The organism is Synechococcus sp. R5-13, from assembly GCF_047462015.1.
Classification (GTDB): domain Bacteria; phylum Cyanobacteriota; class Cyanobacteriia; order Thermostichales; family Thermostichaceae; genus Thermostichus.
In genome coordinates, this window is record NZ_JANSIL010000088.1 from 1 (window position 1) to 22,414 (window position 22,414).

Annotated in this window: 16 protein-coding genes; 9 read left to right on the forward strand and 7 right to left on the reverse strand. The window is 59.1% G+C overall.

Features of this window, described 5'->3' with window-relative positions; all coding sequences use genetic code 11:
• Positions 1–19: 19 nt before the first annotated feature.
• Entirely contained in the window at positions 20–376 is a 357-nt protein-coding gene (locus NW840_RS07235; RefSeq protein WP_414343370.1) for a hypothetical protein, read from the reverse strand.
• 249 nt (positions 377–625) lie between these two features.
• On the opposite strand from NW840_RS07235, the gene NW840_RS07240 reads away from it, so the two are divergent.
• Entirely contained in the window at positions 626–2,569 is a 1,944-nt protein-coding gene (locus NW840_RS07240) for an ABC1 kinase family protein (RefSeq protein ID WP_414343371.1), read from the forward strand.
• On the opposite strand, the gene NW840_RS07245 is transcribed toward NW840_RS07240, so the two are convergent.
• Entirely contained in the window at positions 2,566–2,964 is a 399-nt protein-coding gene (locus tag NW840_RS07245; RefSeq protein ID WP_414343372.1) for a hypothetical protein, read from the reverse strand. The genes NW840_RS07240 and NW840_RS07245 overlap by 4 nt on opposite strands.
• 509 nt (positions 2,965–3,473) lie before the next feature.
• Between NW840_RS07245 and NW840_RS07250 the strand changes: the two genes are divergently transcribed.
• The 4 genes from NW840_RS07250 to NW840_RS07265 all read left to right on the forward strand — a co-directional run bounded on the left by NW840_RS07250 (position 3,474) and on the right by NW840_RS07265 (position 7,266).
• Complete coding sequence (locus NW840_RS07250; protein WP_414343373.1) at positions 3,474–4,364, forward strand: prephenate/arogenate dehydrogenase; 891 nt, start codon at positions 3,474–3,476, stop codon at positions 4,362–4,364.
• 68 nt (positions 4,365–4,432) lie between these two features.
• Positions 4,433–5,182, forward strand: coding sequence for a cytochrome c biogenesis protein CcdA (locus NW840_RS07255; protein WP_414343375.1), 750 nt, complete (start codon positions 4,433–4,435; stop codon positions 5,180–5,182).
• Between the two features lie 111 nt (positions 5,183–5,293).
• Positions 5,294–6,703: a cytochrome c biogenesis protein gene (locus NW840_RS07260; protein WP_414343377.1), complete on the forward strand. Its 1,410-nt coding sequence runs from the start codon at positions 5,294–5,296 to the stop codon at positions 6,701–6,703.
• A gap of 302 nt (positions 6,704–7,005) precedes the next feature.
• Complete coding sequence (locus tag NW840_RS07265; RefSeq protein ID WP_011432274.1) at positions 7,006–7,266, forward strand: ferredoxin-thioredoxin reductase variable chain; 261 nt, start codon at positions 7,006–7,008, stop codon at positions 7,264–7,266.
• Here the strand turns inward: NW840_RS07265 and NW840_RS07270 are convergent.
• Complete coding sequence (locus tag NW840_RS07270; RefSeq protein ID WP_011432275.1) at positions 7,263–7,736, reverse strand: hypothetical protein; 474 nt, start codon at positions 7,734–7,736, stop codon at positions 7,263–7,265. The two genes, NW840_RS07265 and NW840_RS07270, sit on opposite strands and share 4 nt — an antisense overlap.
• A gap of 260 nt (positions 7,737–7,996) precedes the next feature.
• On the opposite strand from NW840_RS07270, the gene ftsH reads away from it, so the two are divergent.
• Positions 7,997–9,913: an ATP-dependent zinc metalloprotease FtsH gene (ftsH, locus tag NW840_RS07275; RefSeq protein ID WP_414343378.1), complete on the forward strand. Its 1,917-nt coding sequence runs from the start codon at positions 7,997–7,999 to the stop codon at positions 9,911–9,913.
• Positions 9,914–10,016: 103 nt separating this feature from the next.
• Here the strand turns inward: ftsH and glgP are convergent, their stop codons facing one another.
• The 3 genes from glgP to NW840_RS07290 all read right to left on the reverse strand — a co-directional run bounded on the left by glgP (position 10,017) and on the right by NW840_RS07290 (position 14,661).
• Entirely contained in the window at positions 10,017–12,218 is a 2,202-nt protein-coding gene (gene glgP, locus NW840_RS07280) for an alpha-glucan family phosphorylase (protein ID WP_414343379.1), read from the reverse strand.
• A 451-nt stretch (positions 12,219–12,669) separates the two neighbouring features.
• Positions 12,670–13,854: a SpoIID/LytB domain-containing protein gene (locus tag NW840_RS07285; RefSeq protein WP_414343381.1), complete on the reverse strand. Its 1,185-nt coding sequence runs from the start codon at positions 13,852–13,854 to the stop codon at positions 12,670–12,672.
• A gap of 273 nt (positions 13,855–14,127) precedes the next feature.
• Entirely contained in the window at positions 14,128–14,661 is a 534-nt protein-coding gene (locus NW840_RS07290; RefSeq protein ID WP_414343387.1) for a nucleoside deaminase, read from the reverse strand.
• 189 nt (positions 14,662–14,850) lie between these two features.
• Between NW840_RS07290 and NW840_RS07295 the strand changes: the two genes are divergently transcribed.
• On the forward strand, positions 14,851–16,092 hold the full coding sequence (locus tag NW840_RS07295; RefSeq protein WP_414343382.1) for an HhoA/HhoB/HtrA family serine endopeptidase: 1,242 nt from the start codon (positions 14,851–14,853) through the stop codon (positions 16,090–16,092).
• A gap of 69 nt (positions 16,093–16,161) precedes the next feature.
• Positions 16,162–17,769 (forward strand): serine/threonine-protein kinase, encoded by a 1,608-nt coding sequence (locus NW840_RS07300; RefSeq protein WP_414343383.1) that lies wholly within the window; start codon positions 16,162–16,164, stop codon positions 17,767–17,769.
• Positions 17,770–17,823: 54 nt separating this feature from the next.
• Here NW840_RS07300 and NW840_RS07305 read toward each other — a convergent pair whose 3' ends face one another.
• Positions 17,824–19,176 carry an FAD/NAD(P)-binding oxidoreductase gene (locus NW840_RS07305; RefSeq protein WP_414343384.1) on the reverse strand — a complete coding sequence of 451 codons (1,353 nt, stop codon included), beginning with the start codon at positions 19,174–19,176 and terminating at the stop codon, positions 17,824–17,826.
• Positions 19,177–19,553: 377 nt separating this feature from the next.
• On the opposite strand from NW840_RS07305, the gene NW840_RS07310 reads away from it, so the two are divergent.
• Positions 19,554–22,319 (forward strand): cation-transporting P-type ATPase, encoded by a 2,766-nt coding sequence (locus NW840_RS07310; RefSeq protein WP_414343385.1) that lies wholly within the window; start codon positions 19,554–19,556, stop codon positions 22,317–22,319.
• Positions 22,320–22,414: the final 95 nt, after the last annotated feature.

The window sequence follows — 22,414 nt, forward strand, 5'->3', positions numbered from 1 at the left end:
GAGCAGAGCAGGCTCAGGGCTACTGAAAGCCCGCTCCGTACCGCTTAGCGGTCGGAGTCGGGTAGTTTACTAAAGTTGTGCCGATGGAGAGCACTACCAAAGCCGGCACCACCCGCAGCAGGGATCCCCAAGGAATAGCAGCCCGCCAGTTGCCCCACAGCCGTCTCATCTGCAGATGGGCTTGCTGCCCCCGTCGCCAGCTCCAGATACAGGTGAGGACAAATGTAGCGCAATAGACAAAGTCGGCCAGCAGAGGATCGTCAGATGGGAGATGAAACAGCTGGGCCAAGGCGATGGCTCCCAAGCCTACCCCCAGGTTGATCACCAAGAAGGCCAACAGCACGTGGCGCGCCTTAAGGGCTGCAAATCCGGTCACACTCGGCTCGGCAGGCCGTAGAGGGGGAGATCCAGACACAGAGGCAGAGAGCGCAGTTTTCCCATTCTAGTTTTGGTGGGGATCCCCAGAGGTGGGCTGCTGTCACCTTCTCCGGGAGAGGATGAAGATCCTTTTCTGAAGGTTTGGCCGGCCTTTTCAAGCCCAATCGAGCAGGCCGGTGGCCGCCTCCAAGAGTCGCCAGGCTGAGCCAGCAAGTTAAGATGTGTTACGGAATCCGTTGGGGCATCTATGGGCGCAACACCGTCAACACCGGTAGTGACAACAGCAGCGAGGCAGCATAACTTGGGTTCCGCAGCGGCGGACTCTCCGGTTATGACCATCCCGCCAGCAAATCTGGGAGTGGCACCGGAGTTGAGCCTGCGTTATGACCCAGAACAGTTGGCCAAGCAATATCGAGGGCGCTGGGATCTGGTGGTGCGGCGCCTGTTTCAGTTGATCACCCCCTTTTTGGGCTTGTTGGCCTGGGTGTTTTGGGATCGCTGGCGGGGAGTAGAGCTGAAGAATCGCCCCAAACACGCGGCCCGGCTGCGGGAGATCCTCACGGAATTGGGGCCGACGGCCATCAAAATCGGCCAAGCCCTCTCCACCCGTCCCGATCTGGTTTCGCCCCTGTTTCTGGAGGAACTGGCCAAACTGCAGGATGAGCTGCCCCCCTTTGACAATGCCATCGCTTTTGCCCTCATCGAGTCGGAAATCGGCAAACCCGTAGACAAAATCTTTCGAGAAATCAGCCCCGAGCCGATTGCCGCCGCCAGCTTGGGGCAAGTGTACCAGGCCTACTTGCACAGCGGGGAGAAAGTCGCCGTCAAGGTGCAGCGGCCCGACTTGATTGGGCGCATCTCTCTCGACATGTATATTGTCCGCAGCCTGGCCGCCTGGGCCAAACGCACTTTCCGCCGCATCCGCAGCGACCTGGTGGGCATCGTCGATGAGTTTGCCGGGCGCCTCTACGAAGAAATGGACTACACGCAGGAGGGCCGCAATGCCGAGCGGTTCCTGGCGCTGTACCGTCACCCCTCCATCTACGCTCCCAAAATTTACTGGGAGTACACCCGCACCAAGGTGCTGACGATGGAGTGGATTGATGGCATCAAGCTGACTCAGGTTGACAAAATCGCTGCTGCGGGGCTGGATGGACGGCACTTGATCGAGATCGGCGTCAATTGCTCCCTCAAGCAGCTTTTGGAAAATGGCTTTTTCCACGCCGATCCCCACCCGGGCAACCTCTTGGCCATGTACGACGGGCGGCTGGCCTATATCGATTTCGGCATGATGAGCACCATCGCGCCCCATCAGCGCTACGGCCTGATCAAGGCGATTGTGCATTTGGTAAACCGAGACTTTGCCGGGCTGGCCCAAGACTACGTGGACTTGGAGTTCCTGGATCCGGATACCGACCTGACTCCCATCATCCCTGCTCTGGAAGCTGTCTTCGCCGAAGCGATGGGCAAATCGGTCTCCGAACTGAATTTCAAGAGCATCACCGATCGGCTCTCGGGGGTGATGTACGACTTTCCCTTTCGAGTTCCCGCCTACTACGCCTTGATCATCCGCTCTTTGCTTACCCTGGAAGGGATCGCCATCGGCCTGGATCCCAACTTTAAGGTGTTGAGCGTGGCCTATCCCTACGTGGCTCAGCGCCTGCTCACCGACCCGGCCCCGGAGCTGCGCGTATCCCTGCGGGAGCTGCTGTTTAACCAGGGGCAATTTCGCTGGAACCGCCTGGAGAACCTGCTGCGCAACGCCGTCAACAGCGAGGATTTTGACCTGCAGGGATCCCTGGAAAAGGCCGTTGATTTTATCTTTTCTGAGCGGGGCGCTTTCCTGCGGGAGCGCCTAGTGGATGTGCTCTTTTCCAGCTCGGGATCCCAGGGTGGCTCAGATGGCTTGGCTCATTTGCAGCGTCTGTGGGAACTCCTCAGCAGCAACCCGAGCTTTCAGCCGCTGCAGCTTCTGCCGATTGTTGCCAAGGTGGCTGCCAAACCGGAAGCTCAACAACTGGGCCGTCAATTGGCCTCCCGCTGGTTGCAACGCTCGGCAGCCCGCCTCATCCGCGACCTGCTGTTGCCGGATACAGAAAAGCCCAGTTCACCCTCTTCCCTCAACGGGCGTGGCGGGATCCCTGGGCCAGCAACCTCTGCTTCTACCGCTCAACTTCCCCTTCCGGCCTAGCTCAGCTGCTCTTGGGGGGCAGTATCGCTGTTGGGGTTAACAGAGGCCAGAGCCAGCGTAATCCACTCGGAAAATTCATCGCGGCGGAAAACCTGGGGGCGGGAGCGGGGGCCAAAACGCAGCAGGCTGGGCATGCCGTGCTCCTTGAGTCGAGACTGTAGCCAGGTGCCCACACCGGTTTTGCCATCGTTGGGCATTTCGGTTTGGAAGTCACTGTACATCAACAACAACTGGCTGCGAGATTGGAGCACCGCATTCTCTTGAATTAACTTCGGCAAGGAGAGATGGGTGGCTGAGACTGCCCCTTTGCTCCCTTTGGCCGATTCACGACGACGGTCGCGCGGGCGCGGGTTAGTGCTTTCACGGCTCTTGCGGGTTTTGGGTTCACTAGGCATAGAATCTCCTAAACGACAGAGTGCTCCCCAACGGGGGTTAAAGCGGGAACTCGCAGGCCAAAAGCCGAGCCCGCTGTGAAAGTGGCTCGATGGGTACAGTTCTGGAGAATCGCTGAGAAGAGGGACACCTGCTCTTGAGTAAGCGAAGAAGAACTGCGCTGAGCCGGCACGAAAGGCTGGGATCCCTTCGGCGCAACAGCAGTCCACAGCGGGCCGAGCTCCTGCCAATACATCCAAGGCCTGCCCTTGTTTTTCCTGTCGGAGGCCAGTTTGGCTACCACGAATCCGCAGGGCAAGCAAGCCCGGATGTTACCCCTATATTGACTTAAAAATGGACAAGTGGACAGTCCCTGGCCGAGAATTTAGCTGCTGCGGCGGGAGCTTCGGAAGGAACTAGGCTTGCCCGCCGGTGGCGAGTATCGCTGAGCTACGGGAGCAGCCTCCTACTACACCTGGAAGCGGTTGTTGGTGGTGTCCAAAAAGGAGTTTCACTGGCTTACTGAGATACTATGCGCATTGCCATTGTCGGGTTGGGGTTGATTGGCGGATCCCTGGCCCTCAAACTGACCGAAAAGGGATATTCCGTCTGGGGGATAAGTCGCAACCCGGCCACCTGCAAACAGGCTCTGGAACGGGGCGCTGTTCAAGGCTGTGGAACCGAGTTGGCCCAGTTGGCTCGCTTTGATCCGCAAATGGTGCTGATCTGTACCCCTCTGGAGCAGGTGTTGACCACGCTAGCCGCCCTGTTGCCTTATTTGTCGGCAGAAACCGTGGTGAGCGATGTCGGCTCGGTTAAGCAGCCCATCGTTGCTCCGGCAACCGAATTGTGGCCCTGGTTTGTGGGGGGGCACCCCATGGCCGGCAAAAGCCTGCAAGGGATCCAAGCGGCAGAAGCCGACTTGTTTCGGGGGCGGCCCTACGTGCTCACTCCCATCGCCGAGACCCAACCTCAGGCTCTCGACGCAATGAAAGAGCTGGTTGTTGCCATTGGCGCAGAAGCTGTCCTCACGGATCCCGCACGCCATGACCGAGCGGTGGCCTGGATCAGCCATTTGCCAGTTATGGTCAGCGCCAGTTTGATCGCAGCGGTTGGCCAAGAAGGGGATCCCGCGATTCTGGAATTGGCCCGCACTTTGGCCAGCAGCGGATTCCGCGATACCAGCCGTGTTGGCGGAGGGATCCCGCAATTGGGTTTGGAAATGGCCCGCCACAACCGACAGGCGCTGCTGACTGCCCTGCACAGCTACCAAGCTCAGCTGCGACAGATAGAGCAGTTGATCGCTGGCGAAAAGTGGGACGAATTGCTCCGGGTGCTGCAACGAACTCAACAAGAATGGCAGCAGTTCCCGGTCAACCATCCTCGCGAAATTCTCCACAACCTGGGCGGTGGGAATGGATAGCAAAGATATCTTGAACGGGCTCGGGGATCCTTCATGCTACCTTGGGCTTATGTTGACAGATTGAGCTTATGTTGAATGCGGCTCAGCTCTGGCTTTACCACCTAGAACAATGGGCAACTGAGCTGGTGCAGTTTCAACTGCAGCACCTTTCTCCCGTTAGTCTGTTGGTGGTGGGTCTGGCGGGCTTGCTCACCAGTCTTTCCCCCTGCACGTTGTCTATGCTGCCGGTGACCATCGGCTACATCGGCGGCTACACTCGCACCCCTGACGAAGCGGCTGCAGAAGGGCGGCTGCAGGTCTGGGCTCAATCCCTGGGTTTTGCGGCTGGCGTGGCTTTTACCCTGACCCTGCTGGGTTTGTCGGCAGCTTTGCTGGGTCGCGTTTACGGACAAACGGGATCCTTTGGGCCCACTGTGGCGGGGGGAATTGCCATCTTGATGGGGCTGAACTTGTTGGAGGTGCTCCCCCTGCGTTTTCCCGATGGGTTTAACCGCCTCGAGATCCCCGGGAAATGGCCCAGGTTAGGCCGGGCAGTGTTGCTGGGGTTAACTTTTGGCCTGGTGGCCTCTCCCTGCAGTACGCCGGTTTTGGTGGCTTTGCTGGCCTGGGTTTCCACCACAGGGCAACCCTGGGTAGGAGGCGGGCTGCTGCTGGCTTACGGGCTGGGATTGGCCTTTCCTCTGCTCCTGGCGGGGGTGTTTACCGGGTTGGTGAAGCAACTGTTGGCCCTGCGGCGCTGGTCGGGCTGGCTCACTTATGCCAGTGGGGTGGTGTTGGTGGGGTTCGGCAGCGTAACAATCTTGTCGGCTTGGGCCTAAGGGATCCCTGCTGCTGCAGGCTAAGATGGGGCTACACCTACAGCACCCTGTTGGGGACTGCACCTTGCCTGGCAAGAGCAGCGGTCTGAATCTTGAGCCGACAAACTTCTCATGGTCATATACTCTCTCCCGCTTGCCCGCTGGGTTTCCTCGCTGCGGCGGTACTTTCGACATGAGCTGCTGCCGCTGCTGGCGGATCTGCGCCTGGCCATCGGCCTTTTGTTGGCGATTGCGGTTTTGAGCGCCACCGGCACGGTGATCGAGCAAGAGGAAACGGCGGCTTTTTATCAAGCCCACTATCCGGAGCATCCGGCCCTGTTTGGCTTTCTCACCTGGCGGGTGATCCTGAGCTTGGGATTGGATCACGTCTACCGCACCCCTTGGTTTCTGGCCATTTTGATCCTGTTCGGCAGCAGCCTTGCCGCCTGTTCCCTGACGCGCCAATGGCCGATGTTGAAGGGGGCCCGCCGTTGGAGCTATCTCACCCGCCCGCAGTCTTTTCAGCGCCTGCCGTTTCGGACGTATCTGCCTCAGCAATCTTTACAAGGTCTGCCGGAGCGGTTGCGCCGACAGGGCTACCTGGTGTTTCAGGAGGGCCATTACCTCTACGCCCGCAAAGGGTTGATCGGCAGGATCGGCCCCATCTTGGTGCATGTCAGTATGCTGCTGATCTTGCTGGGGGCCATTTGGGGCAGCATTGGCGGCTTCAAGGCCCAAGAACTCATTCCCAGCGGCAGCGTGGCTTCCATTCAACACTTGACCGGAGCGGGAGATCTGGCTCGTGCTCACTTGCCCACCTGGCAAATTCGGGCCAATCGCTTCTGGATTGACTACGCTGCCGATGGCCGGGTCAAGCAGTTTTATTCCGACCTCTCGATCTTGGATCAGGGTCAGGAGGTCAAACGTCAGACCATTTCCGTCAACCATCCTCTCTCCTACCGGGGTGTGACCCTCTACCAAGCCGATTGGAGCATCGACAGCATCCGCATCCGCATCAACAACAGCCCCACTTTTCAAATCCCGGTGGTGCCGGTGCGCACCGAGGCAGGCAACAAACTCTGGGGCGCTTTTGTGCCCACCCAGCCGGACATGAGCCAGGGCCTCACGCTGCTGCTGCCGGATCTGCAGGGGACAGCCCTGCTCTACGACACTGAAGGGCAATGGATGGGATCCCTGCGCCAAGGCATGAGCTTGGCCCTCGACGAAATCGCTCCCCAACGCTTCCCCAACCCGCTCACTCTGTATCTGGATGAGGTGATCGGCGCTACCGGACTGCAAATTAAATCGGATCCAGGGATCCCTGCGGTGTATCTCGGATTTGGGCTGTTGATGGTGGGGGTGGTGATGAGCTACTTCAGCTACAGCCAAGTCTGGGCTTTGCAAACGGAGACGGGGCTCTACTTGGGGGGCAAAACCAACCGGGCCTTGGTCACCTTCGAGCGAGAATTCGACCGCTTGGTGGAGCAACAAAAGGTCGCCTTCTCTCTTTCCCAGATCCCGGTGGAAGCTGAGATTGGCTAGACGCAGCTTTTTCCGGCGAAACCAGCCTCCTGCCCAATAGGGATCCCATCTATACAATCCAGGGATCCAGTGAGCGGCGCTGTTGGCTCCAGAGGGATCCCATTGGTTGAGACGGGCTTTCTCTGGGTTGACTTTGAGGGGATGTTCTGGGGCTTCCCAACATGAAGATGACCCTGAGGAAAATACAAACTACTGTTTCAGTTTCCACATACTTCTCCACATCTCGAAGGTTTGCTTAGAGATTGAGCTAGAGTGTTTCCAGTGGGTTCCTGTGGTGGGCCGCCTTGTTAGGAGGGCAAGACATGAAAGTTGGAGATCGGGTGCGGGTGCGTACCAGCGTGATCGTCTATCACCACCCGGAACATCGCAATCAACCTTTCGACCTCAAAGGCATGGAAGGGGAGCTGAAGGCCGTGATTCGGGATTGGAATGGCCGCCCGATCAGCGCCAACTTTCCCTTTCAGGTGCAGTTTGACAACAAGTTCCGTGCGCATCTCCAGGCTGATGAGCTGGAGGTGGTGGAGTCGGCTGGTTCTGGAGAGTCTGCTGAGACGGCTGCCTAGTTGAGGCCCAACAGCGTGCGGTTGGTTTCCAGAATCGGCCTGATCAACTTGGTTTCTTCGGGGGTGAGGTAATTGGCTATCACTTCTTGTAGGAAGCGATAGGTGGCCTCGCAACTGCGTTGGGTGCGGAAGGCTCGCATCAGTGTTTGGAACCAGTAGAGAAATCGATCTTTGTAGCGCTGCTCATCATCCAAGAGCATGGCTAAGGCCGAGAGGCGCAGAACCCGCACGGTGTCAGCTTTCCACTTGTTGCTGAAGTCTTCCACCCCTCGCATGAGCAAGTAGGGATCCAGCGCGCGCATTTTCATCTCCACATCCCGGATGATCTGGGCTTCCGCCGCCTGGATCTTGCGATAGGCGCTCAGGCGTAGGTCAAAGGAGGCTAGGTAGGTCTCCATGAACTGCAGCTCCTCATCCCTGAGATAGCGCCCGTCGGCAGCGATGCTCAGTTCGCGCAGTTGAGTCAGCATAGGGATCCCTGGGCAAGCTGGAATGAGAATGGAAAAAACACCACCTATCCTGCCTGACGGCACAGCCTTGGTCCCTTAATCCTATCCCCAAACTCCTGGCCAGAAGAGGGGAATTGCAGGGATCCCCGGCAACCCTCTCAGTCAGGTTAATATTAATTAACAGTCTGTTGCTGCAAGAACCCACCCGACCCCAGATTGTTACCCACAAGTCGCCATCTGCGAGTTCGATTCAAAAACACCCTTTGGGAGGAAACACTTCCGTGAGTCAGAAAGGTAAAAACAAGAAATGGAGAAGCGCGGGGTTATATGCGCTACTGGCCATCGTCTTGATCTCTTTAGCCACCACCTTCTTGGGTACCCGCCCGCCTGAGCGTTTGGAGATCAGCTACTCCGACCTAATCAGCCGTGTTGAACGGGGCGAGGTCAGCAAAGTTTTGGTGGAGACGGCCCCGGATGGTCGCCAAGTTGCCATTGCCGAGGCAGAAATCAACAACCGCGCCACCCAAGTGCAGGTGAATCTGCCCCCCCTTACCCCCGAGTTTGAGAACACCCTGGTTGCCAACGGGGTGGAGCTGGCGGTACGCCCTGTTCAAGAGGAGGGGCTACTTGGGCGCATTCTCAGCACCTTCTTCCTGCCGGTTTTGCTCTTGCTGGGGCTCTTTTTCCTGCTGCGGCGGGCTCAAAATGGCCCAGGCAGCCAAGCTCTCAACTTCGGCAAATCCAGGGCACGGGTGCAAATGGAGCCGAAAACCCAGATTACCTTCAACGATGTGGCCGGCATCGATCAGGCCAAGCTGGAGCTGGCAGAGGTGGTGGATTTCCTGAAAAACTCAGAGCGCTTCACCGCTTTGGGAGCCAAGATTCCCCGCGGGGTGCTGCTGGTGGGCCCGCCCGGCACCGGTAAGACCCTGTTGGCCCGCGCCGTAGCCGGAGAGGCGGGTGTGCCCTTTTTCTCCATTTCCGGCTCCGAGTTTGTGGAGATGTTTGTTGGGGTCGGCGCTTCTCGCGTGCGGGATCTGTTCGAGCAGGCCAAGCAAAATGCTCCCTGTATCGTCTTCATCGACGAAATTGATGCGGTCGGTCGCCAGCGGGGAGCTGGCTTGGGGGGTGGCAACGACGAACGGGAGCAGACCCTGAACCAGCTGCTCACCGAGATGGACGGTTTTGAGGGCAACTCCGGCATCATCGTCATTGCGGCCACCAACCGACCGGATGTGCTGGATGCGGCGCTGCTGCGGCCTGGCCGGTTCGATCGCCAAGTTACGGTGGATCGCCCCGATTTTCAGGGCCGCCTGGAGATCCTCAAGGTGCACGCCCGCGGCAAAACTCTGTCTGCCGATGTGGATCTGGAGAAATTGGCCCGCCGTACTCCTGGGTTTACCGGTGCCGATTTGGCCAACCTCCTGAACGAAGCAGCCATTCTGGCAGCCCGCCGCAACCTCACCGAGATCTCCATGGACGAGATCAACGACGCGGTGGATCGGGTGTTGGCCGGTCCAGAGAAGAAGGATCGGCTGATGAGCGAGCGGCGCAAGGAATTGGTGGCCTACCACGAGGCGGGCCATGCCCTGGTGGGATCCCTCTTGCCCAACTACGATCCCATCCAAAAAGTGACGATCATCCCCCGGGGACAAGCAGGTGGCCTCACCTGGTTCATGCCCAGCGATGACGACATGGGACTAACCACCCGTGCCCATCTGAAGAACATGATGACCGTTGCCTTGGGTGGGCGCGTGGCCGAAGAAGTGGTCTACGGAGAGTCGGAGATCACCACGGGGGCAGCCAGCGACCTGCAACAGGTGGCCCGCATCGCCCGCAACATGGTGACCCGCTTCGGTATGAGCGATCGCCTGGGAAATGTAGCCCTAGGTCGCCAGTACACCAACATTTTCCTGGGCCGGGAAATCGCCGCAGAACGGGATTTCTCGGAGGAAACAGCGGCCCTCATCGACGAAGAGGTGCGGCGGCTGGTGAACGAGGCCTACCAACGGGCTACCTACTTGATTCGAGAAAACCGTGCCCTCTTGGATCGGATTGCCCGCCGCCTGGTAGAGGCCGAAACCATCGATGGGGAAGAGCTGCAGGCCATCATCGACAACTCTGAGGTGGTGATGCTGCCCCCCGAAGAGGAGCCAGAACCGCTGACTCTGCCTATGGCCGTCAACGCCGGCGCCTAGTCTCTTGTCCCCAAGCGCAAACCCGGGATCCCCGCTTTTCCTCTTGAGGAGAGAGGGATCCCAATGTTTTGTATGATTTGCGCTGGGAGAGGGGGAGTCCACCCTAGCCGGCAACAGCCGAACCCAACAAAGTCCGGCTCGCCTCTGCTTCCAGGGGCTGAGGCTCGTAGATTTTCAGCACGTACTCCGCTACCATGCGGTCGGTGTTGAAAACGGGGTTGAGCGTGCGGATCGCCTCCTTCATGCGGGCAATCCAACGACGTGGGATCCCTTTCTCATCCCGGTCGTAGAACATGGGGATTACTTCATACTCCAACAAGTCGTAGAGGGAGTTGGCGTCCAAGTCGTCTTGGGCAGCGGGATCCAGACCTTCGATTTCTTGGCCAATAGCCCAGCCATTGCGACCGTTGTAACCCTCCGGCCACCAGCCATCCAGTACCGACAAATTCAATCCCCCACTGAAGCCCACCTTTTGCCCTGAGGTGCCGGAGGCCTCCAGAGGGCGTCGCGGGTTGTTCAGCCACACATCGACCCCCTGCACCAAATTGCGAGCGACATAGGCATCGTAGTTTTCGATGAAGGCGACTCGGTTGGCCACCTCAGGCCGGTTGGACCATTCCACCACCCGCTGGATCAGGCGCTTGCCCCCTTCATCCCGGGGATGGGCCTTGCCGGCGAAGATAATCTGTACAGGGTACTCTTTGTTGGTGAAGATGCGGGTAATTCGCTCCAGATTTCGCAGGATCAAATCTCCTCGCTTGTAGGTGCTGAAGCGACGGGCAAACCCAATCGTCAAGACCTTGGGATCCAGCAACTGGTTGACCGCTTGGATGCGCTCATTGCTTTCGCCGCGATTGCGCCGGGCCCGCAACACCCGGTGACGGGTAAAAGACACCAGCCGCTCCCGCAGAGCTTCTTTGCGCCGCCACAGTTCTTCATCTGGGATCTCTTCCACCTTGGCCCACAGTTCCGGGTCTGACACCCGCTCCGGCCAATCGGGGCCCAAGTACTGGTCGTAGAGATTCCAGAAGAGGGGGGAAACCCAGGTACGGGCGTGAACCCCATTGGTAATGGAGCTGATGGGCACCTCATCCACCGATCGCTCAGGGTAGAGCACATGCCACATTTCGCGAGAAACCCGTCCGTGGAGCTTGCTTACGCCATTGGCCGCCCGCGCGTACCGCAAAGCCAGCACCGTCATGTTAAAGCGCTCCCAGGGATCCCCGGTGCGCCGAGCTCCCAAGGCCAAAAATTGTTCCCGCGTCAGGCCCAGTTGAGGCCAGAAGGAGGCAAAGAACGCATCCATCTCATTGGGGCTAAAGGCATCGTGGCCAGCCGGCACCGGTGTATGGGTAGTAAACACGCATTTTTCCCGCACCTTGGCCTCCGCCGTCTCGAAGGGGGTGCCCCGCGCCACTTCCTCCCGCAGCAACTCCAGCGTCAGGAAAGCAGCGTGCCCTTCATTCATGTGATAGACCATGGGATCCAAACCCAACTGGCGCAGCAGACGCACCCCACCGATGCCTAGAATGCACTCTTGGGCGATGCGGGTATCGGTGCTGCCCCCGTAGAGGTGGGCGGTAATCCAGCGGTCGATGGGGTCGTTCTCCGGCAGGTCGGTGTCCAGCAGAAAGAGCGGCACCCGGCCCACGTCTGCTCGCCAGGCACGCGCCTTCACCAACCGCTGCCGCATCGCCACTTCCACCAACAGAGGGCTGCCATCCGGCTGGCGCACCAGAGTCAACGGCAGAGACTCAAACTCAGAGTCTTCGTAAAGCTCCCCCTGCCAGCCATTGTTGTCCAGGCGCTGTTGGAAGTAGCCCTGACGGTAGAGCAATCCGACGGCCACCAGGGGCACCCCCAAATCTGAAGCCGACTTGAGGTGATCGGCGGCCAACATACCCAGCCCGCCAGAGTAGGTGGGCAAAGACTCGTGCAAGCCGTATTCGGCACAGAAATAGGCAATAGGACGCTGCCAGTCGTAGGTTTTCATGGTGCGCTTGGCCCAGGTATCCTCAGCCGCCATGTACTGCCGATAGGACTGCACCATCCGGTTCAACGTGTTGAGGTAGTTCACATCGGTGGCCAAGGCTGCCAACCGCAAGTAGGAAACCTCCTCCAGCATGCGCACCGGGTTGTGGGAGGTTTTTTCCCACAGGGCGGGATCCATTTCCCGGAAAATGGTGAGGTGATCGGGGTTCCAGGTCCACCAATAGTTGCGGGCGATCTCGCACAGGGGCGTGAGCGCTTCCGGCAGCACCGGACAACGTTCGGGAAAAGCAGGAGCTAAGGTGGCAATGGACATAGGACAGATACCTGGGGTTAAAGTTATGGGCTCGAAAAAGAAGAGGTAGAGGTCGATGCTGGTAAACGTATCTCAATTATTATTGAGCCGATCCTGAGGATTCTGAGGGGGGAATTCAAGATCTCTACAAAATCTTCAGGGGACGTAACCCAAATTTTCCAGGGCTTCTCCCGATCTTGCCACAGCAGCGCGGAGCCTTCGAAAACAGGGGTCGCAGGCAGGCCAGCTTTCGATTCCGGCAGAAGCTGCCCGTCTAGAAGCTGCCCGTCTATCGTAAGAGATGGTGCAACGTTAGAGTTAACTCAAAGTTAACAAAATCTACAGAACCCCAACGAACCCTTGGGGAACCCCTCCGGTTCAATTAAAATGCTGCTTCTCATAAGCTCTTAAAAACTGCAGCTGCTTTTGCTACCAATCGATGATTTTGTTGGCTTCTCCCTGAAGTTGAGCCCTAACGTCCTTCCACCACTGCCAAGGTGGTGTTGCGGTAGTAGTGGCTGAGGATCTGTTGGTAGGAGTAGTTCTGGCTGGCCATCCCAGCCGCTCCCCACTGGCTCATGCCGACGCCATGTCCGTAGCCCCGCCCCTGAATCTCAAAGAAAGCTGGGAATGTCCCTGCCACAGGAGCCAGGCTGGCCGTAGTGGTGGCCTCCCCGCGCGGGCTAATGGCAATCTTTGTGCTGCGCAACCCAAGAGCCCGACGAAAATCGCCGGCATTGAGATCTTTGATCCCTTGGGATCCCGTCAAGCGCACCGTGATTGCCCGTCCCCACGGGGAGCTGCGCAGCACCTCAACAGAACGAATAGCCCCGATCCCGGCAGCCAACTGCTGAATCTGTTGGGCAGGAACGGTGGCCGTCCAGCTAAACACGGGTGAGTGGTGATCGAAATCGGGCACCCCCTGTAAGTAGGGCCGCGACTCTAACCAGACGTTGCCTGCATCATCCGTATGTCCCCCCGCAGAGGAGTGGAAAACCGCATTGATCAACTGCCCCTGGTGGATGAGAACCTGCCCGGCGGTCTCACGGGCAGCCGCTTGGGTACGGCTGGATTCGGCAGCCACTCCCTTGTAAACCTGCCAATCGATCCCATTTCCTAAGTCAAAAGGCTGCTGGGAACGGCGACTGCGGTGGTAGAGGGCATAGGTGCGGGAGGCCACGGCTTGGGCTTTGAGAGCCTCCATGGGAAAACGGTGTCCCATCTCGCTGCCCACCACGCTGGAAACGTAGTCTTCCAAGCCAACTTGGTTGATGGCAATCACCCCACGCTCGCCGGGGATCAGCTCCACCCAGCCGCGGTACCAATTCTGGTCAATAAACACCAACCCATCGGGGACAGTGGGCTGCAGGTAAAGACGTTCTCCCTGTTGGCCAGCCAAACTGACTGCTGAACCCGAACGGCTGGCCTGCAGCGGTTGCATGGCCTGAACCTCTGCCAGGGGTTGTCCCTGGGCATTCAATAGGCGGGCTCCGGTAGAGCTGCCGACGGTGACCTGGGGCTTGTTGACGGCAATACCTACCCGCAGCAGCACCCGTGCCTGCACCGGAAAGGTCAAGCACAGCCAAGCCCAAACCAGAAGGGCAATACTCCTAAGCCAAGCTGATGGGAGAGGAGAAAAGGAGAGGGCAATAGTCACACACCAATCCTCTGTGAAAGACTACCCGCCGCTGGGCATAGCCAGCGAGGGATCCCAGACAAGTCGGGTTTTGAGAATCCAGGCATAGGGCCGACGCACCCTCAACAACCCAAGCGGCCACCGTTGGGCTCAAGAGATCCCGCACTCGGAAAGCCTTTTTTGAGGCTGGTGCGGGATCCCGGGCAAGGGCCAGCCGAACCCGTTATGACAGTATCAAAAACATCCTGCAGATGCACGACTTCAACCCAGAATTTTCCGCCCCCAGTCCCTCGGTCAGGATTCAGCCGGCTCAGAGGGGATCCCGCGCCGGCGGCAAAACCACTGCTGCAATAGGCGGCGACACTCGGCCTCGCAGACTCCGCCGATGACCTCCGGGCAATGGAAGCTGGCAGCGGAGGCAGGCAAATTGAGTACACTGCGCAAAGCCCCGGCCTTGGGATCGTCTGCACCGTAAACCACCTGAGCCAGCCGCGATTGGCTGATGGCCCCGGCACACATGGGGCAAGGCTCAAGCGTGACGTACAGCCGACAGCCCTGCAGCTGCCAATCGCCCAAGCGCTGCCCTGCCTGCCGTAGGGCCAGAATCTCCGCATGGGCCGTGGGATCCCGATCCCGTTCCCGCCGGTTGCTGCTCAAAGCCAGCAACTTTTCCCCTGGCCCCACCACCAGAGCGGCCACCGGCACCTCTCCGGCTTCTCCCGCTTGCTCAGCTTCTCGCAAGGCCAACTGCATCCAGGCGCGGTGGCGCTGCCACGGATCCCGCCCTTGTGGCTCGGAGGAATGGAGCTCGCTCGGATCCCCGATCATTTTGGGCGTTTCGAGCACTGCCTCTGTCCGCAAGATTTGCTAAGGTGAACACACATACCCCGAAATCCGAAAGGAAGAGTAAAAATAGGCAGAATAGGCCAGGAGTGAACTGAGTTTCGACGGCGTAAGTCAGGGAGCTGGTTCACGCCTTTTGAGTCTTGGCGATACGGCTTAGCTTTGGGAGGGATCATGGCGCGGATTCTACGGCACACACTTTTGGCGATGGCTCTGTTTGGTGGAGGCGTCGCGGGTGGGGTCTGGCTATCGTCTCGAGCGGGGCAGGAGTGGTTACAGCAAACTCCCCTGATCACTTGGACGCGACGGGCCAGTGAGGGAGTGGGATCCCTTTTGCCCTGGTCTGAGTCCCGCCCTGAGGCTGCGAATTCTGCCCCTCCCGCCGATGCCGTCCGGCCTTCTAATTTTATTGCCGCCGTTGCCCAAAAGGTCGGCCCAGCGGTGGTGCGCATCGATGCCACCCGCACCGTGTCGAGGGGGGTCAACCCAGAACTGTTCAACCAGCCCCTGTTTCGCCGCTTCTTTGGGGATCAACTACCGCAGTTGCCGCAGGAGTTTCGGCAAGAAGGCACCGGATCGGGCTTTATCATCGACGCCAGTGGCCTGATCCTCACCAACGCCCATGTGGTGGAAGGCAGCGAGCGGGTCAGGGTTCACCTGCTGGATGGGCGCACCTTTGAAGGGGAGGTGAAGGGCTCAGACCCGGTTACCGATATCGCAGTGATCAAAATTGAGGGGGAGAATCTGCCCACGGTTACTTTGGGTAACTCTGACTTGGTGCGACCAGGGGATTGGGCTATTGCCATTGGCAACCCGCTGGGCCTGGACAATACCGTAACTGCTGGGATCATCAGCGCCGTCGGGCGCTCCTCCGGGCAAATTGGGGCTGTCAACAAGCGGGTGACTTTCCTGCAAACGGATGCGGCCATCAACCCCGGCAACTCGGGCGGCCCGTTGCTGGATGCGGAAGGGCGTGTGATTGGGGTGAATACGGCCATCTTCCAGCGAGCTCAGAGCGTCGGCTTTTCCATCCCCATCAACCGCGCCATGGAAATTGCCGAGCAATTGATCCGGAATGGTCGGGTAGAGCACGCTTTCTTGGGCATTCGCATGATCACCCTCAACCCCGACATTGTGGCCCGCCTCAACCGCGACCCCGCTCGTCCCACCACGCTGACAGTGGAAGAAGGGGTCTTGATCGGGCAGGTGATTTCGGGATCCCCGGCTGAGGAGATTGGCTTGCGGGAGGGGGATGTGATCACTGAAATCAATGGGCAGGCCATCCGCGATGCCGAGCAGGTGCAGCAGTTGGTGGAAGCCGCTGGGGTGGGCAATACGCTGACGCTGCGGGTCATCCGCGATGGACAGGCGCGCACCTTCCAGGTGAAAACTGGAGTGCTGCCCGTAGACTTCTAAGCAGTTTTATTATGTGCCGTCAATTTACTGATCCCCGTGACACAATGGCCCTAGAGGCGGGGGTCAGGTATGGCTTGGGCAGTCGGCGAAAGACTACAGGGGGGGCGCTACCGCATTGAGGCCATCTTAGGAGAGGGGGGCTTCGGCATCACCTACCGGGCCTGGGATAGCGTTCGTGCCGACCAGGTGGTTATCAAAGTTTTGAACGACAGCCTTCGTGAGGATCCCGACTATCCCCACTTCCAGCAGAACTTCATGAATGAGGCGCTGCAACTGGCCCGCTGCCGCCACCCCCATGTGGTGAAGGTGGAAGAGGTGATCTGGGAGCAGGATCGCTGGTGCATTGTCATGGAGTACATCCGCGGCCAGACTCTGCACCAGCTTTTGCGGCAAAAGGGGCCGTTGCCCTTGCCAGAGGCCCTGCGCCTGACGCAGGAGGTGGGATCTGCCCTGATGGCCTTGCACGAACAGGGGATCCTGCATCGGGATGTGAAGCCATCCAACATTATGGTGCGGGAGGGATCCGGGCAGGCAGTTTTGATCGACTTTGGCCTAGCTCGCGGCTACACCCAAGGTCTGATCCAACGCCACACCTCCTACGGCACCGATGGCTATGCTCCTCTAGAGCAATACGACAGCTTGCGCCGCCGCGGCGCCTTCACCGATGTCTACGCCTTGGCAGCAACCCTCTACACGGCGCTGACAGGGATGGTGCCTATGTGTGCGCCAGTGCGGGCCACAGGCCGCCAGTTGGATACCCCTCGCAGCCTTAACCCCAACATTCCCGAGGTTGTGGAGGCTGCCATTCTCAAAGGGATGGCTCTCCACCCAGAAGAGCGCCCGCAAACCATGGCCGAGTGGCTGGCACTGTTACCGGCAGAAGCCTCTCAACAAGGGAGGAAGCCGGTTGCTTTTGAGCCAGCCATCCGCACCCAAGAGCTGAGGGAGCTGGAGCAGATCTTGGCCCAGCCTCCAGAACCCCAAGACGAGCTGGAACAGCTCCTGTCCCGGCACTCGGCGGAAGAGCTAGAGCAACTGGTGGCACCTCCCACCCCTGCCACTGCCAAAAAAGCTGGAAGAGAAGAGGGATCCGGATCCCTGATTTTCCCGGAAGCCTGTCCAGAAGGGCAGGGAAGTCGAGAGGGATCCCTGCCCGGAACTCTCTCTTGGCCAGAGTGGGTGGGGGAAGCAGCCCCTGCCTTGCAAGGTCTGTGGGATCGGCTGCGAGCGGGGCAGTGGGGGGAGGCGGATCGCTGGACGACAGCCCTGATGCTGAAGCTTGCTGGGCGCTCGCAAGTGGGCTTTTTTGATCCCAAGGATGTTCAGGCCTTCCCCTGCCCCATGCTGCGGCTGATTGACCAACTGTGGGTGCGGGCCAGCCATGGGCGCTTTGGCTTTACCGTCCAAAAGCAGCTTTGGCAGGAGTGTGACCCGGAGGGAAGAGGAGGGATCCGTTCGGGCTCCTTCTTAGCCTTGCCCCGCGAAGACTGCATGGGGGAAAGAGTCGGCTGGCAGGTGCAGGGCCGCTGGCTGGGGTATGGGGAGCTCACAACCCGTCTGGCAGCGCCTAAGGGTCATCTGCCGGTGGGCTTTTTTTGGGGATACTCAGGTGGCCTACGTGCGGCGCTGCTGATGCTGGATCGGGCGGTATTGAAAAAGTTCAAAGCTTGCCTGTAAAAAACTCCCCCCTCCCAAAGGGAGAGGGGCTGGGGAGTGAGGGGATAGAAAGCCCTAGTAGCGGTGCACCAGCTTGTTGATGGGCTTGAAGATGTCTGCCTCAAACTTTTTGCCCTTGAGCATGCGGTTCCAATAGAGCCAGGGTAATAGATGCACCTTGGCTAGGTACATGGAGTAGCGCTCCCGCGTCGGATCCAGCGGGAAGGAGGGAGCCAGTTTCCCCCCGTAGGCAAACTCCGCCATGATTAGGGAGTTATAGCCTGTGATCAGGGGACAACAGGTGTAGCCATCATACTGGGCCACCGGGGGCTTGGACTGCATGGCAGCCAAGAGATTTTCGGCCAGTACCGGCGCTTGCTTGCGGGCGGCAGCCGCCGTTTTGGACGTTGGCAGAGAAGAGGCATCTCCCAAGGAAAACACGTTGGGGTAGCGGGTGTGCTGCAGCGTTGCCTTATCCACATCCACCCATCCTCCCGGCCCGGCCAGGGGGCTGCGCTTGACAAAGTCCGGAGCGCTCATGGGCGGAGCCACGTGGATCATGTCGTAGTGCAGGCTCACCTCTTCTTTGCCATTGTCGGTGGTGACTTCAAAGATGGCTTCCTGAGTCTCAGGCCGGATGGCTTTGAGGTTGTGCTTGAATTTCACCTGGATCCCTCGCCGCTCTACCACCTTCTCCAGGGCAGCACTGTACTCCGGCACGGCAAAGAGAGTGGGAGTGGCTGTGCAAAAGAGAACCTTGGTGTTGACGCCAACCCCACTTTTGCTTTTGAAGACATCGTCGGCCAGGTACATGATTTTTTGGGGGGCGCCGCCGCACTTGATTGGCGTAGCCGGGTACGTGAAGATGGCTGTTCCCCCCTTGAAGTTGCGGATGGTCTCCCAAGTGTAGGGGGCGTAGTCCTTGGAGTAGTTGCTGGTTACTCCTCCTTTGCCCAGCGCCTCCGGCAAGCCCTCGATCAAGTGCCAGTCGATTTGGATCCCGGGGGCAACGATGAGGTAATCATATTCGATGATCTGCCCGCTCTCTGTGATCACGCGGTTGTGATCCGGATCTAACTCCGCCACGCGTGCTTGGATCCAGGTGGCTCCCTTGGGGATCACAGTCCTTTCGTCCCGGATAAACTTGGCCAGGGGGGCAATACCTCCCCCTACCAATGTCCAGCCGGGCTGGTAGTAGTGCTTGTCGGATGGCTCGATGATCGCGATGTCGAGGTTACGCTTGCGCTCCAGCAACTGGGCCGCTGCGCTGATGCCGGCAGCCCCTCCTCCCACTACAACAATTTGATGGTGAATGACAGGTTGCGAAGTTCTGGAGGTGGATCCCTCGACGCCAGGGCGCCCGTTCGTTTGGGTGGAGGCGGGTGGGGATTGGGTTTTGAGTTCCATTGGCTTAGTAGTCGTTGACACAGCAGTTTCCTCAAACAGAACTGAACTTGAGCTCAAGAAGCTGTTTAGTTTAATGCGGAAGAACCTGTTAAATGACAGCCAACAACCCCGAACTGGCAATCCGTAGAAGACTCTGCAGATTGCCAGCCTTCAGGAGCTGCAGCTGGGAAACAAGCGTAATCATAACACCCGATAAGAATATAGCCATTTTTTCAAGCTGTCGAGAATTTGAGGCAAATCTTAGCCTAGGACTTAGGCTTTGTTGACGCTGGTGGCAGCAGTGGCATCTCGGAGGATGAGCAGCATCCGCTAGGCTGTGGACTGTACGAAGGATTTGCCGCTGGGTTCACGGCTGGCCTTCAAGTTCTGTTGCGATTCAACTGGAGACCTTCATCACGATGGCAAAATCCATCCCTGCTGGCTCATTGCCGGTTGCTCCCTGGCACGCTCTGCCCGAAGAGGATGTTGCCCGCCAAATTGTTGCAGAGGAACTGCCTCTGGCAGCGCTTTTGGAGCGGGGTCTGTCTCAAGCTGAGGTGATCCAGCGGCAGAAGCAATATGGCCCCAACGAGCTAAAGGCCAAGGCGGCTACCCCGGCCTGGGTGAAGTTTCTGCAGCAGTTCAACCAATCCTTGCTCTACATCTTGATGGTTGCCGGGGCGGTCAAGGCGTTCTTGGGATCCTGGCGCAATGCCATCGTGATCTGGGCGGTGGTGGTGATCAACGCCCTCATCGGCTACATCCAAGAGTCCAAAGCGGAGGAAGCGATCGCCGCCCTGGCTCGGTCGGTGGTGACGGAGGTTACTGTCATCCGGGAGGGGCAAAAACTGCGGGTGCCCTCGCGGGAGCTGGTGCCGGGGGATGTGGTGCTCTTGAGCTCGGGAGATAAGGTGCCCGCCGACCTGCGCTTGCTGAGCGTGCGCAACTTGCAGGTGGATGAATCGGCCCTGACCGGAGAGTCGGTGCCGGTGGAAAAACGGCTGGGATCCCTGCCAGAGGAGACTTCTCTTGCGGACCGCCAGAACATGGCCTATGCCGGCAGCTTTGTTACCTTCGGCCAAGGAGCAGGGGTGGTGGTGGCCATTGGCAACCAGACTCAAACAGGCCGTATCTCGGAGTTGGTCGAAAAGGGGGGATCCCTGCAAACTCCCCTAACACGCAAGTTCGAGGAATTCAGCCTCATGCTGCTCAGGATCATCCTCAGCTTGGCCGGGCTCACCTTTTTGGTGGGATTGGCTCAGGGACAGGGGGCGGCCAGTGTCTTTGAGGCGGCAGTGGCGCTGGCGGTGAGTGCTATCCCCGAAGGCTTGCCGGCGGTAGTCACTGTAACCTTGGCGATTGGGGTTTCCCGCATGGCAAAACGCCACGCCATTATTCGCAAGCTACCGGCAGTGGAAACCCTGGGCAGCGCTACGGTAATTTGCTCTGACAAAACCGGCACCCTCACGGAAAACCAGATGACGGTGCAGGCCATCTACGCCGGATCCCAGCTCTACCAAGTTACGGGCAGTGGCTACAGTCCTCAGGGACAAATCCTGGCCCAGGAGGGGGGTGATCCAGTGGAAGTGGAGCGGCTGCTGGCGTTACAGGCTTGTCTCTTGGCCGGCTGCCTCTGCAACGACACCCGTCTCAAACTCAAAGACAACGGCCAGTGGGAGGTGGTAGGGGATCCCACCGAGGCGGCTCTGCTTGTGGCAGCCCAGAAGGGGGGTCTGGATCTGGAAGAACTGCAGCGCCGCCGCCCTCGCCTGGACAGCATCCCCTTTGAATCCGAGTTTCAGTACATGGCCACCCTGCACCGGCTGGGGCCAGAAGAGCATTGCCTCTATGTCAAGGGATCCGTAGAGGCTCTCTTGTCCCGCTGCCATAGCCAGATGGGATCCCAGGGGGAGATCCAGCCTCTGGAAGAGGAGCGGATTCGCCAGCAGGTGGAGGCCTTGGCACGGCAGGGGCTGCGAGTTCTGGCCTTTGCCCAAAAAACCGTCCCCAGCAGCCAAACTCGGGTGGATCACCCAGATCTGCAGGAGGGTTTAATCTTCCTCGGTTTGCAGGGAATGATTGACCCGCCGCGGCCGGAGGCCATTGCCGCCGTGCGTTCCTGTCAAACGGCTGGGATCCAGGTGAAGATGATCACCGGCGACCACGTGCTCACGGCTCAAGCCATTGCCGAGCAGATGGGCCTGGGGGGTGGAAAACCTGTGCAAGCCTACAGCGGTCGAGATCTGGAGCAGCTCAGCCCCGAGAAGTTTGTTACAGCCGCCAATGAGGGATCCGTCTTCGCACGGGTGGTGCCAGAGCAAAAGCTGCGCCTGGTGGAAGCTCTGCAAGCGCGGGGGCAGATCGTGGCCATGACCGGCGATGGGGTGAACGACGCTCCGGCCTTGAAGCAAGCAGATGTGGGGATTGCCATGGGGCGAGGCGGCACCGAAGTGGCCAAAGCTGCTGCCGACATGATCCTGACCGATGACAACTTCGCCTCCATTGAGGCAGCCGTTGAGGAGGGGCGCACGGTTTACAACAACCTGCTCAAAGCCATTGCCTTCATCCTGCCGGTGAACGGGGGGGAATCGATGACGATTCTCCTCAGCGTGCTGCTCAACCGCGAGCTCCCCATTCTGGCCATTCAAGTGCTGTGGCTAAACATGATCAACTCCATCACCATGACGGTGCCTCTTGCCTTTGAGCCGAGTACAGGCCGAGAGATGACTCGCCCACCGCGGGATCCGGAGGCCAACTTGCTCTCTCCTAGGCTACTGCAGCGCATCCTGCTGGTGTCCGTGTTCAACTGGATCTTGATCTTCGGGGTTTTTGAATACATCGAACAAACCACCGGCAACCTTAACCTGGCCCGCACCATGGCCATCCAAGCGTTGGTGATCGGGCGCATCTTCTACTTGCTCAGCCTCAGCCAGGCCATTCCTACCCTGTTGGGCCGTGGACGTGCCAGCCAATTGGAGCGCCATGAGCGCCTCATGGACACAGCAGCCATTGCCATCGGCATTGGGGCGGCCATCCTGCTGCAGATCCTCTTCAGCCAGTGGAGCCTGTTCAACATTATCTTCGACACAGCACCCCTGTCTTGGGAGCAATGGGGCTTTTGTTTGCTGGTGAGCTTGCCACTCATCGTTGTCTCAGCGGCAGCCAATCGAGTGGATCCTGAATGAATAACTTGCTTTGGGCAACTCGCGCTCACCAAATTTTCGGGCTGGAGGCCCGCACCATAGCCGCAGGCTTGGTGTCGGGAGGAAAGCCCTCCTCC

Coding starts and splice junctions, on each gene's coding strand:
- NW840_RS07310 (WP_414343385.1), top strand. CDS start 19,554: ATGGCAAAATCCATCCCTGCTGGCTCATTGCCGGTTGCTCCCTGGCAC.
- NW840_RS07250 (WP_414343373.1), top strand. CDS start 3,474: ATGCGCATTGCCATTGTCGGGTTGGGGTTGATTGGCGGATCCCTGGCC.
- NW840_RS07295 (WP_414343382.1), top strand. CDS start 14,851: ATGGCGCGGATTCTACGGCACACACTTTTGGCGATGGCTCTGTTTGGT.
- NW840_RS07270 (WP_011432275.1), bottom strand. CDS start 7,736: ATGCTGACTCAACTGCGCGAACTGAGCATCGCTGCCGACGGGCGCTAT.
- NW840_RS07265 (WP_011432274.1), top strand. CDS start 7,006: ATGAAAGTTGGAGATCGGGTGCGGGTGCGTACCAGCGTGATCGTCTAT.
- NW840_RS07240 (WP_414343371.1), top strand. CDS start 626: ATGGGCGCAACACCGTCAACACCGGTAGTGACAACAGCAGCGAGGCAG.
- NW840_RS07300 (WP_414343383.1), top strand. CDS start 16,162: ATGGCTTGGGCAGTCGGCGAAAGACTACAGGGGGGGCGCTACCGCATT.
- NW840_RS07255 (WP_414343375.1), top strand. CDS start 4,433: ATGTTGAATGCGGCTCAGCTCTGGCTTTACCACCTAGAACAATGGGCA.
- NW840_RS07260 (WP_414343377.1), top strand. CDS start 5,294: ATGGTCATATACTCTCTCCCGCTTGCCCGCTGGGTTTCCTCGCTGCGG.
- NW840_RS07290 (WP_414343387.1), bottom strand. CDS start 14,661: ATGATCGGGGATCCGAGCGAGCTCCATTCCTCCGAGCCACAAGGGCGG.
- NW840_RS07245 (WP_414343372.1), bottom strand. CDS start 2,964: ATGCCTAGTGAACCCAAAACCCGCAAGAGCCGTGAAAGCACTAACCCG.
- glgP (WP_414343379.1), bottom strand. CDS start 12,218: ATGTCCATTGCCACCTTAGCTCCTGCTTTTCCCGAACGTTGTCCGGTG.